The organism is Pseudomonas sp. EA_35y_Pfl2_R5 (genome assembly GCF_963970805.1).
Classification (GTDB): domain Bacteria; phylum Pseudomonadota; class Gammaproteobacteria; order Pseudomonadales; family Pseudomonadaceae; genus Aquipseudomonas.
Genome location: NZ_CAXAOW010000010.1, coordinates 23820 through 36006, shown reverse-complemented (window position 1 = coordinate 36006; position 12187 = coordinate 23820). Strand labels below are relative to the sequence as shown.

The following is a 12187-nucleotide window of genomic DNA, read 5'->3' as shown; positions in this document are numbered from 1 at the left end:
CCGCGCGCCAGATCACTCATCGTCGAACTGGTAGCTACCTGGCGCCAGGTTCTCGAAACGCGAGAATTTGCCGAGAAACGCCAGCCGCGCCGTCCCCAGCGGACCGTTACGCTGCTTGCCGATAATGATTTCAGCGACGCCCTTGTACTCGGTCTCGGGGTGATACACCTCGTCACGGTAGACGAACATGATGATGTCGGCGTCCTGCTCGATCGCCCCGGACTCACGCAAGTCGGAGTTGATCGGGCGCTTGTTCGGGCGTTGTTCGAGGCCACGGTTAAGCTGCGACAGAGCGATAACCGGGCAATTGAACTCCTTGGCCAGGGCCTTCAGCGAGCGGGAGATTTCAGAAATCTCGTTGACTCGACTGTCGCCGCTGGAGCCAGGAATCTGCATCAGCTGCAGGTAGTCGACCATGATCAGGCCAATCTCACCGTGCTCACGGGCCAGGCGGCGAGTACGCGCGCGCATCTCCGAGGGCGAGATACCGGCGGTGTCGTCGATAAACAGCTTGCGGTCATTGAGCAGATTGACCGCCGAGGTCAACCGCGGCCAATCGTCGTCGTCCAGACGACCAGCACGCACCTTGGTCTGATCGATGCGCCCGAGGGAGGCGAGCATACGCATCACGATGGAGTCGGAAGGCATCTCCAGCGAGTACACCATCACCACCTTATCGCTGCGCATCAGCGCGTTTTCCACCAAGTTCATGGCGAAGGTGGTCTTACCCATCGACGGACGGCCGGCGACGATGATCAGGTCGGCCGGCTGCAGGCCGCTGGTCAGGTCATCCAGATCGGTAAAGCCGGTGGACAGACCGGTGATCGCGTCGCCGGCATTGAACAGGGTGTCGATACGGTCGATGGCCTTGACCAGAATATCGTTGATCCCCACCGGACCACCGGTCTTCGGCCGTGCTTCGGCGATCTGAAAAATCAGCCGTTCCGCCTCATCGAGAATCTCGGCGCCGGTACGGCCTTGTGGCATGTAAGCGCTGTCGGCGATTTCACCGCTGATGCCGATCAACTGGCGCAACGTGGCGCGCTCACGAATGATCTGTGCATAGGCCTTGATGTTGGCCACCGACGGCGTGTTTTTCGCCAGCTCGCCGAGATAGGCCAGGCCGCCGACTTGCGACAACTGCCCTTCCTGGTCCAGCTGCTCGGATACAGTCACCACATCGAAGGGGTGGTTACGCTCGGCCAGCTTGAAGATCGCGCGGAAGATCAGGCGGTGATCGTGACGATAGAAGTCGCCATCGGACACCGCATCGAGCACGCGCTCCCAGGCATTGTTATCGAGCATCAGGCCGCCCAGCACCGCTTGCTCCGCCTCGATCGAGTGCGGCGGCACCTTCAGGGCGGAGGTTTGCAGGTCGTACTGTTCGGGCAGGCTGATGTCGTTCATAAGGCTCTGGGCAAAATTCTGTGTTCACAAAACAAAAGGCACGACACCGCTTGCGCAATGTCGTGCCTGATTGTTAGCGGCCAGGCACCTGAGTGCAAGTCCACTTAGTCGCGAGCCTATTAGGCTGCTACTACGACAACCTTAACGGTTGCTTCAACGTCGCTGTGCAGGTGCACGGCTACGTCGTATTCGCCGAGTTGACGAATGGTGCCGTTCGGCAGACGCACTTCAGCTTTGGCCACTTCAACGCCGGAGGCGGTCAGGGCTTCAGCGATGTCGTGAGTACCGATGGAGCCGAACAGTTTGCCCTCATCGCCCGCGGTAGCGGTGATGGTGACTTCCAGTTCAGCCAACTGAGCAGCGCGAGATTCAGCGTAAGCTTTCTTCTCGGCAGCCAGTTTTTCCAGCTCGGCACGACGTGCTTCAAACGCAGCCACGTTGGCTGGGGTTGCAGCAGTTGCTTTGCCGAATGGCAGCAGGAAGTTGCGACCGTAACCGGCCTTAACATTCACTTTATCGCCCAGGTTGCCCAGGTTGGCGACTTTTTCCAGCAGGATCAGTTCCATTTGGTAATAACCTCTTAACTTTTAACCTTCACCGTTCGCGGGGCCCGAGCCAACATCACTTTTGCGTGCAAGGCGACCGCGAAAATCAAACAGACCATCAACTACAGCCAAGAGACAGATCAGGTTCCCAAGCATAAACACTGCTACGTACATCCCTATCAGCCAAAAGCTGGAGAGACGCTTCATTTCAATGAGCCCATGACCTAAAGCGAGCCCAGCGAACAGCAGTGGAACGGTGCAAATAGGTGCAAATACGGCTGCTTGCATACCCAGCTTTGGCATTACCAAAAAACCGAGCAACAACGCCACCGCAACAGGCCACTTTAAACGCACCGCGCGAAACTCTCGGCCGAAGCCACCCTGGTTGTACAACACGCCTTGCCAGTATCGAGCTAGAACTAGACAGAGCAGACAAGCCACTTGCAGCGAGGAAGCCAAAAGCCCTGTAACGACCGGGATCAGCGACTCATGCAAGTTTGCAAGCTGCTCGACCGACATTTGGCTTTCATCCGCAAACTGCTGCAGCATCTTGCGGATCGTGTCCGCCAATACTTCGATCAGCTCTGCGGATGTAGCAGCCAAAATCAGCGCAAACATCCCACCCAGCACAACACTGGCCAACAACGCATTGGTCCAAGACCCTGTCAAACGCAGTACCTGCGCTAAAACCAAGGTCCCTAGCATGATCAGAAGAATGCTCGGATCACCGAGAAAACACCAAACAAGCGCAGGCAACAATGCCCAAACCAAGATACCGAAAGCATCATTCATACCGCGCCGGAGTAAAACAAGACTGCCCGACGCAGCGCATAGCCAGAACAACAGCGGTAACACCGCAGAACCTACAACCACCAAAGTGGCCTGCATACGGCCGCGCATAATGAATTCAGCTATGGCGCGCATGCGATCTATCCCTTACTTCTAGTCGAACATCCGGTCTCAGCGGCCGTGGCTGTCGGTGTAAGGCAGCAGGGCCAGGAAGCGGGCGCGCTTGATAGCGGTAGCCAGCTGACGCTGATAACGAGCCTTAGTACCGGTGATACGGCTAGGAACGATCTTGCCGGTTTCCGAGATGTAAGCTTTCAGCGTGTTGAGATCTTTGAAATCGATCTCTTTCACTTCTTCTGCAGTAAAACGGCAGAATTTACGACGACGGAAGAAACGTGCCATGAGAGTGGCTCCTCAATAGATCCGTGGATTACTCGTCAGCGTTGTCGCTGTCGTTATTGTCGCTGTCATCGCCATCGTTAGAATCGGCGTTGTCAGGACGGTCACGACGCTCACGGCGCTCACTGCGGTTTTCTTCGGCCTTGAGCATCTCGGACTGGTCAGTAACGGCCTCGTCGCGACGGATGACCAGGTTACGGATCACGGCATCGTTGTAACGGAAGTTGTCTTCCAGCTCAGCCAGGGCTTTACCGGTGCACTCAACGTTAAGCATCACGTAGTGAGCTTTGTGGACGTTGTTGATGGCGTAAGCCAGCTGACGACGGCCCCAATCTTCCAGGCGGTGAATCTTGCCGCCGTCTTCTTCGATCAGCTTGGTGTAACGCTCAACCATGCCGCCGACTTGCTCGCTCTGGTCCGGGTGAACCAGAAAGATGATTTCGTAATGACGCATAAATGCTCCTTACGGGTTGTAGCCTGCCGCTAAATACGGTCAGGCAAGGAGTGAAGTTCACTTGTTTGTCTTGCTGAAACAGAAAGGCGCAAAAGCACCTGCCGTCGCGGCAAGGGGCGACATTCTAGTGAAGCCCCCTGCCGCACGCAAGGTGAACTGGTGATTATTTGAACAACTCGGCGCGAGTGCCTGAGCAAAAAAGGTGCAATTAGAGCTCAACAGTAGCGGGCGCCTTGCGGGCGCCCGCACCGGATTACTTCTTGCCGCCAGCCTTGCGCTGACGCAATGCCTCGAACAGGCACACACCGGTTGCTACTGACACGTTGAGGCTGCTGACGCTACCCGCCATCGGCAACTTGACCAAGTAATCGCAGTGTTCACGGGTCAGCCGACGCATACCTTTGCCTTCAGCCCCCATGATCAGCACGGTCGGCCCGGTCAGATCATGTTCGTACAACTCCATCTCAGCCTCGCCGGCAGTGCCAACCACCCACAGCCCGCGCTGCTGGAGCTTCTCCAGGCTGCGCGCCAGATTAGTCACGGCCACCAGTGGAATCACTTCAGCCGCACCGCAGGCAACTTTGCGCACCGTAGCGTTGAGCGTTGCGGATTTGTCCTTCGGCACAATTACGGCTAGCGCGCCAGCCGCATCGGCAGTACGCAGACAAGCGCCAAGGTTGTGCGGATCAGTCACACCGTCGAGCACCAGCAACAAGGGCGCTCCCTCAGTGCGGTCAAGCAGCTCATCGAGCATCGCCTCGCCCCACACCTGACTAGGGCTGACATCAGCCACCACACCCTGATGCACGCCCTCGACCCAGGCATCCATCTCGCGGCGCTCGCACTGGCCAACAGCAACCCGCGCATCCGCCGCCAGCGCCAGCAGCACCTGCACCCGCGGATCATTACGGCCTTCGGCCAACCAGATCTGCTTAACCCGTTTTGGGTGATGACGCAGCAGCGCCTCTACGGCATGCACACCGTAGATTTTTTCCAGCTGGCTCATGACTTCGCCTTACGCTTGCGTGGACCGCCAGACGCCGGCGCACCACCTGCAGGAGCCCCCTTACGATGCGCGCCCGACTTGCCAGCTTTGCTGGCCGGTTTGGCCGACTCGCCCTTGGCCGCGCCTTTGCTGGTTTTGCCCTTCGAATCACTGAGCAGCGACTTCTTCAGTGCACGGCTCTTCTCTACATCGGTATTACCGGGCGCAGCACGCTCGCTACGACGACCGGTTTTACCCGCTGCCGATTCAAAACCACCACGGCGCTGACCGGCCGGCACTGCCGTTTTGCCTTCAGCCAGCTCGAAGTCAATCTTGCGCTCGTCCAGATCAACGCGCATGACCTTGACCTCAATGCTATCGCCAAGACGGAAACTACGACCACTGCGCTCACCCGCCAAACGGTGATGCACTGGGTCAAAGTGGTAGTAGTCTCCTGGCAAGGCGGTGACATGCACCAGCCCCTCGACGTAGATGTCCTTCAGCTCGACGAACAGACCGAAACCAGTCACCGCAGTGATCACGCCCGGGAAGGTTTCACCGACGCGATCTTTCATAAACTCGCACTTGAGCCAGTTCACTACATCGCGAGTGGCCTCATCGGCGCGGCGCTCAGACATCGAGCACTGCTCACCAAGCTGCTCAAGAATTGCATCGTCGTACGGGTAGATACGCGCTCGCGGCATGATCGCCGCACCGGCACGCTTGACGTGCGGCGTGTCGAGCTTGGAGCGAACCACGCTGCGAATCGCCCGATGGATCAACAAATCCGGATAGCGACGAATCGGCGAGGTGAAGTGCGCATACGCGTCGTAATTCAGGCCGAAGTGGCCCTGGTTATCGGCGCTGTACACCGCCTGGCTGAGCGAGCGCAGCATTACGGTCTGGATCAGGTGGTAATCCGGGCGCTCGCGGATGCTTTCCAGTAGCAACTGGTAATCCTTGGGCGACGGACCGTCCTTCGATTTGCCGCGGTGCAGCGACAGTCCCAGCTCGGTGAGGAACGCTTTGAGTTTCTCTACGCGCTCCGGCGGTGGACAGTCGTGCACGCGATATAACGCCGGGATTTCATGCTTCTGCATAAACGCAGCCGTGGCCACGTTGGCGGCCAGCATGCACTCTTCGATCAACTTGTGCGCATCGTTACGCTGGGTTGGACGAATCTCGGCGATCTTGCGCCCTGCCCCGAAGATGATCCGCGTTTCCTGGGTTTCAAAATCGATGGCACCACGCTCATGGCGCGCAGCCAACAGCACCTGATACAGCGAATACAGCTGCTTGAGGTGCGGCAGCACTTCTTTGTACTCGCCACGCAACGCCTTGCCTTCACTGCCCTTGGGCTGCTCAAGCATGGCGCTGACCTTGTTATAGGTCAGCCGCGCATGGGAATGGATCACCGCTTCATAGAACTGGTAATCGGTCATCTTGCCGGTTTTCGAGATACTGATCTCGCAAACCATCGCCAGACGATCAACATGCGGGTTCAGAGAACAAAGGCCATTCGACAACTCTTCCGGCAACATCGGGATAACCCGTTCCGGGAAGTACACCGAATTGCCACGCACCTGAGCCTCGGCATCCAGTGCCGAATCGATCTTCACATAATGGGAAACGTCGGCGATGGCGACATAAAGCTTCCAGCCGCCGGAGAACAGCCGCCAGTTGCTGCCGTTCTTCTCGCAATACACCGCATCGTCAAAGTCGCGGGCATCTTCACCATCAATGGTGACGAACGGCAGATGACGCAGATCGATGCGTTTCTCCTTGTCCTTCTCCTCAACTTCCGGCTTGAGCTTACGCGCCTCTTTGACTACGGCCTCGGGCCAGACGTGAGGAATATCGTAGCTGCGCAAGGCAACGTCGATTTCCATACCCGGGGCCATATAATTGCCTACTACTTCAACAACATCACCCTGGGGCTGGAAGCGCGTAGTCGGCCAGTGGGTGATTTTCACCTCAACGAACTGGCCCTGCTTGGCACCGGCGTTACGCCCTGGCGTTACCAGCACTTCCTGCTGAATCTTCGGGTTGTCGGCAACAACAAAGCCGACGCCACTTTCTTCGTAGTAACGACCGACGATGCTTTCGTGGGCACGGGAGATCACTTCAACCACGGCACCTTCGCGGCGACCACGACGATCGAGGCCGGAAACCCGCGCCAATGCACGGTCGCCATCGAACACCAGGCGCATTTGCGCAGGGCTCAGGAACAGATCATCGCTGCCGTCATCCGGCACCAGAAAGCCAAAGCCATCGCGGTGCCCGCTGACGCGGCCCAGGATCAGGTCAAGCTTGTCGACCGGGGCATAAGTGCCGCGACGGGTATAGATCAGTTGGCCATCGCGCTCCATGGCGCGTAGACGGCGACGCAGCGCTTCGAGCTGCTCTTCAGTGGCCATGCCAAACTCATCGGCCAGCTCTTCGCGAGCTGCTGGAGAGCCGCGCTCATCCAAATGCTTCAGAATCAGCTCGCGACTTGGAATGGGATTTTCGTATTTTTCCGCTTCACGAGCGGCCTCGGGATCGAGGGATTGCCAATCGGCCATTAGAGGTAATTCACCTTATCTACACAAATTCGGTTTGCCATGTGCCTATTGAAGCGCGAAACCACTGTCCAGGTCAGCCCGGCACACAGAATAAAATTTTTTAACAACAGGGGTTTACAAGTAAAAACACGGTCCGTATTATGCGCGCCACAACGACGGGAAACGAAGTTAACCGCGTTGTAGTTGATAGCAAATAAGCAAGTTTTGCAATCAATGCCCAGGTGGTGAAATTGGTAGACACGCCAGCTTCAGGTGCTGGTGACCTTACGGTCGTGGAAGTTCGAGTCTTCTCCTGGGCACCAATTCAAAAAAACCGAGCCACTGGCTCGGTTTTTTATTGCCTGCGATTTAACCCGGCAAGCTGCGAGCAACTGGACAGGCACTAGACGCGCCCGCCCTGAATCGGTTTAAACGCGAAACTGTCCCAGGCTGGCCTTGAGCTTCTTCGCCAAGCCATCCAGCACCCGACCGCTATTCGCCGTCGCCGCCACCGCCTCCGCCGCACGCTGCGCCTCGACATGAATCACCTCGACACGCCCACGCACTGCGTCCGCCCCCTCAGCCTGGTGCGCGGCGGCCTCGGTAGCAGTGTTGATCGCACCATGCACCTCCTCCACCGCCTCACGCACCGATTGCTGCACTCGCGCACTTTCGCGCAATGCCGCCAGACCTTGATCCGCCTGCTTGCCAGCCTGCCCAATCGCCTCAACCGCTTCGCGCGCACCCTGCTGCAGCGCACCGATATGGGTTTGGATATCACCGGTTGACTGCTGCGTCTTGCTGGCCAGTGCGCGCACTTCATCCGCGACCACAGCAAAACCGCGACCACTCTCCCCGGCACGCGCCGCCTCAATTGCCGCATTCAGGGCGAGCAAGTTGGTCTGCTCGGCGATTGAGCGAATCACCGTCAGCACCACCTCAATTTGCTCACTCTGCTTGGCCAGCCGCTCGATTACCGCCGAGCCGGTTTCCACACGCCGCACCAACTCTTCAATCGAGCCACCTACGCGCAGCGCAATTGCGGCATTCTCATCCGCCGCCTGGCGAATCGCGCCGACGCGCTGCAACGCCTCGCGCATGGCATGGCTTTCCGCCTGCGCCTCACCGGCCATTTCCGCCAACGCTTGCAGACTGCCCGCCACCTCATCACGCTGACGCTCAGCAGCCGACTCGGCAGCGGCACTGCGCGAGGCCAGATTGCCAATTTCTTGCCCGGTAAGCGATGCCACCTCACCCGCCTCGCGCACAATCGGCTGCAGCTTGGCAACAAAGCGATTGACCGCTGCCGCCATATCGCCAATTTCATCACGGCTATTGAGCTCGACCCGGCGCGTCAGATCCCCCTCACCCGCCGCCCAGTCATTGAGTACCGCAATCAAGGTGTGCAGCTTGCTGACCACTCGCCGTCCCAACACCAGCGCCAACACCAAGAGAATCACCAGCGCCACCACAGCCAGCCCCAAGCTGATATTCCAGCGCAAACCGGCCGCAGCCTCCTGCACCACCTTGCGACTGCTCTGCTCCATGCCGCCGGCCGACTCACGCGCCGCGCTCAAACGCGCCGCCAGGGCATCCGCACTGCTGGTGGCTGCACCACTCAAACTGTCGGAAACCAACTGCCCACTGCTATCGATCAGGCTGACAAAACGCTGATCCAGCTTCGCCAACTCCTCATCCACCGACGCAGTCGAAACCCCCAACAAAACCTTGCCGATATCCGAACCCATCGGACTGATAGCCGCCTCGGCGATATAAACGCCTGAATCATTGGCGGCAGCCTGCAGCACTTTATCCAATGCGCCACCACCCTCACCCTTAGCCATCAGCGCGCGCACGCGGGAATCTTGTCGATTGAGGTGACGCGTCAAGCGCTCGCCTTGCGCATCAAGGTACACCGCAAACAACACTGCCGGATTGCGGTGAGCGCCGCGCACCAACTCAGTTAGCGCAGGTACATCAGCGTCCCAGATTGCCTTGGGCGCAACCGCCGAAAGCAACTGCGCCAACTCGTCCGCCGACCGCTTGAGATTGCTGTCCAGCACATTGCGGATCTGCGCCTGCTCTTCAGCCAGCCGCGCGGAAAGGCCTTTGGCCAACTGCGCCTGAGTACTGGCAGAAAGACTGTCCAGACCACCGCGCACTTCATCACCAGCCTTGGCCAACTCATCCACCAGACGCGCCGTATCGGCCTGCATGCCTTTGGCCAAATCCGCCTCAAGCGTCGCCACCGTGGTTCGCGTCAGTGCCACGGCCACAACCACCTGCACCAACAGGGCCACGCCCAACGCCAGAAACACCGGCAACAGCAGGCGACTGCGCAACACAGAAATAATGGCAAACACGGCAGACACTCCTGACAACAGTAATGCCTATAGCGGCGGGGAAGCTGATTTATAAAGGCTAGCTCGGATATTTTTACGTGGACCATAAATGACAAAGGGCCGCCAAATTGGCGACCCCCTGTGCACTGCCTGTGACTATCAGGCAAACGGATGGCGCAACACAATAGTCTCGTTGCGGTCCGGGCCAGTGGAAACGATATCAATCGGCGCACCAACCAACTCTTCCACGCGCTTGATGTAAGTACGCGCTGCCGCTGGCAGCTCTTCCAGGGTTTTCGCCCCCAGGGTCGACTCGCTCCAACCTGGCAGTTCTTCGTACACCGGCTGCAGGCCTAGGTAGCTATCAGCATCGGTCGGTGCATCTACCAATACATCGCCATTCTGGTCTTTGTAGCCGACGCAGATACGAATGGTTTCCAGGCCGTCGAGCACATCCAGCTTGGTCAAGCACAGACCGGAGATGCTGTTGATCTCGATGGCGCGACGCAGGATCACCGCATCAAACCAACCGCAACGACGGGCACGGCCAGTGGTGGAACCAAACTCATGGCCACGCTTGGCGAGGAACGCGCCAGTTTCATCAAACAGCTCAGTAGGGAACGGACCCGAACCTACCCGGGTGGTGTAGGCCTTGGTGATACCGAGGATGTAATCCAGGTACATCGGACCAAAACCGGAACCGGTGGCAATACCGCCGGCTGTGGTATTGGAACTGGTGACGTAGGGGTAGGTGCCGTGGTCGATATCCAGAAGGGAGCCCTGGGCGCCTTCGAACATGATGTCCTTACCCTCACGACGCATGTCGTGCAGCACGGCGGTCACGTCGGTCATCATCGGCTTGAGCAACTCGGCGTATTCCATGCACTCGTCGAGCGTTTTCTGGAAATCGATTGCCTGCTCTTTGTAGTAATTGACAAGTACGAAGTTGTGGTAGTCCAGCAACTCGCCAAGCTTGGCAGCAAAACGCTCACGATGGTAAAGGTCACCAATGCGCAGACCGCGACGCGCCACCTTGTCTTCGTATGCCGGGCCGATGCCACGGCCAGTGGTGCCGATCTTGGCATCGCCACGGGCTTTCTCACGGGCCTGATCGAGGGCCACGTGGTACGGCAGAATCAGCGGGCAGGACGGGCTGATACGCAGACGCTCGCGCACCGGCACGCCCTTCTCTTCCAGCTTGATGATTTCACGCATCAGCGCATCGGGAGCAACCACCACGCCGTTGCCGATCAGGCACTGCACGTTTTCGCGCAGAATGCCGGAGGGGATCAGGTGCAGAACGGTTTTCTCGCCATCGATCACCAGAGTGTGGCCGGCATTATGACCGCCCTGGTAGCGCACGACGGCTGCAGCCTGTTCGGTCAGCAGGTCAACGATCTTGCCCTTGCCCTCATCGCCCCATTGGGTACCCAGGACTACGACATTCTTACCCATAACACTAACCCTCTTCGCAAACTTGATACCGGCCATAGCCGACGGAAACTTTTCGCACGACCACTCAGGCAGTCAGCTCAGCCAACTGCCAACGACCATCACGCAACAGCAGCTGACGATCACAACCTACCGCCTCGGCGTCCGCCGTGACCTGCCCAGGCAACGCCTGAACCACGCGCTGACCGTCCTGGCGCAAGCGCACAATCGCCTGCCACAAAAACACATCATGGCTATCCGGGACCCAGATACCGGCGGGCTCTTCACCCAGCTGCATCTGCCCAAGGCTGACTAGGGTTTTCAGGTCGGTGGAGAAGCCTGTCGCCGGCCGCGCACGGCCGAAATCGGCACCGATGTCGTCATAGCGCCCGCCCTGGGCGATGGCATAGCCCACCCCCGGGACAAAGGCCGCGAACACTACGCCAGTGTGGTAGTGATAGCCGCGCAGCTCGCCCAGATCGAAGTACAGCGGTAATTCCGGGTAGCGCAAACTCAGCGCATCGGCAATCGCCATCAAGTCATCCAGCGCGGCATGCACATCGTCCGGCGCATCGACCAGGCAAGCCTGAGCCAGATCCAGCACCTCACGACCACCGCACAGCTCGCTGAGCGCTCGCAGCATCTTGCGCAGGTCATCCGGCAGGGTTTCGGTCAGTTCAACGACCTCATCCAGCGCCTTGCGCTGCAGCGCATCGAAGAGCTGCTGTTCGACCTCGCCAGACAGCTCGGCGGCGCGCGCCAGACCGCGATAGATGCCGACATGGCCAAGGTCCATGTGCACATCCGGCACCGCCGCCAGTTCAAGCGTGTTGACCAGCAGGCTGATCACTTCCACATCGCTGGCCGGACTGGCGTCGCCATACAGCTCAGCGCCCAGCTGAATCGGGCTGCGCGAGGTGGTCAGCGCACGCGGCTGGGCGTGCACGACGCTACCGGCGTAGCACAGACGGCTCGGCCCTTCGCGACGCAGGGTATGCGCATCGATGCGCGCCACCTGCGGCGTGATGTCGGCACGAAAGCCCATCTGCCGACCGGACAGCGGATCGGTCACCTTGAAGGTGCGTAGATCCAGGTCCTGGCCCGCGCCAGTCAGCAGCGATTCCAGGTACTCGATATGCGGGGTAACCACAAATTCATAGCCCCAGCGCTGGAACAGATCCAGCACCTGGCGGCGTGCCACTTCAATACGCCCTGCGTACGGTGGCAGTACTTCTTCGATGCCATCTGGCAGCAGCCAGCGGTCTACCGTTGCCATTTCGCCATTCCCCTCT

10 protein-coding genes, 1 tRNA gene and 1 pseudogene are annotated in these 12187 nt (G+C 58.9%); 1 reads left to right on the top strand and 11 read right to left on the bottom strand.

Features of this window, described 5'->3' with window-relative positions; genetic code table 11:
- Positions 1-12: 12 nt before the first annotated feature.
- From dnaB to rnr, 7 genes are all read right to left on the bottom strand, one after another.
- Positions 13-1407, bottom strand: a complete 1395-nt coding sequence (dnaB, locus tag AACX99_RS16205; RefSeq protein ID WP_304869401.1) for a replicative DNA helicase — start codon at positions 1405-1407, stop codon at positions 13-15.
- A 119-nt stretch (positions 1408-1526) separates the two neighbouring features.
- Positions 1527-1973 (bottom strand): 50S ribosomal protein L9, encoded by a 447-nt coding sequence (rplI, locus tag AACX99_RS16200; protein ID WP_298186889.1) that lies wholly within the window; start codon positions 1971-1973, stop codon positions 1527-1529.
- 21 nt (positions 1974-1994) lie between these two features.
- A complete protein-coding gene (locus AACX99_RS16195; protein WP_339413379.1) occupies positions 1995-2876 on the bottom strand; it encodes a hypothetical protein in 882 nt (293 codons plus the stop codon).
- Positions 2877-2912: 36 nt separating this feature from the next.
- Entirely contained in the window at positions 2913-3143 is a 231-nt protein-coding gene (rpsR, locus tag AACX99_RS16190) for a 30S ribosomal protein S18 (protein ID WP_069519637.1), read from the bottom strand.
- Positions 3144-3171: 28 nt separating this feature from the next.
- The gene (gene rpsF / locus AACX99_RS16185; protein WP_339413376.1) at positions 3172-3594 is read right to left on the bottom strand and encodes a 30S ribosomal protein S6; all 423 of its coding nucleotides are present in this window, start codon (positions 3592-3594) and stop codon (positions 3172-3174) included.
- A gap of 253 nt (positions 3595-3847) precedes the next feature.
- On the bottom strand, positions 3848-4600 hold the full coding sequence (gene rlmB, locus AACX99_RS16180; protein WP_339413374.1) for a 23S rRNA (guanosine(2251)-2'-O)-methyltransferase RlmB: 753 nt from the start codon (positions 4598-4600) through the stop codon (positions 3848-3850).
- Entirely contained in the window at positions 4597-7143 is a 2547-nt protein-coding gene (rnr, locus tag AACX99_RS16175) for a ribonuclease R (RefSeq protein ID WP_339413372.1), read from the bottom strand. The genes rlmB and rnr overlap by 4 nt, the downstream gene beginning before the upstream one ends.
- Before the next feature lie 215 nt (positions 7144-7358).
- Between rnr and AACX99_RS16170 the strand changes: the two genes are divergently transcribed.
- Positions 7359-7445: transfer RNA gene (locus AACX99_RS16170), tRNA-Leu, on the top strand.
- Between the two features lie 105 nt (positions 7446-7550).
- Here AACX99_RS16170 and AACX99_RS22245 read toward each other — a convergent pair.
- From AACX99_RS22245 to AACX99_RS16155, 4 genes and pseudogenes are all read right to left on the bottom strand, one after another.
- Complete coding sequence (locus AACX99_RS22245) at positions 7551-8435, bottom strand: methyl-accepting chemotaxis protein (RefSeq protein ID WP_445261880.1); 885 nt, start codon at positions 8433-8435, stop codon at positions 7551-7553.
- Positions 8409-8669: pseudogene (locus AACX99_RS22240) on the bottom strand (HAMP domain-containing protein); the annotation flags it as partial. The gene AACX99_RS22245 and the pseudogene AACX99_RS22240, both read right to left, overlap by 27 nt.
- Positions 8670-9623: 954 nt before the next feature.
- Positions 9624-10919, bottom strand: coding sequence for an adenylosuccinate synthase (locus AACX99_RS16160; protein WP_339413367.1), 1296 nt, complete (start codon positions 10917-10919; stop codon positions 9624-9626).
- A gap of 64 nt (positions 10920-10983) precedes the next feature.
- Positions 10984-12171: an ATP phosphoribosyltransferase regulatory subunit gene (locus AACX99_RS16155; RefSeq protein WP_339413365.1), complete on the bottom strand. Its 1188-nt coding sequence runs from the start codon at positions 12169-12171 to the stop codon at positions 10984-10986.
- Positions 12172-12187: the final 16 nt, after the last annotated feature.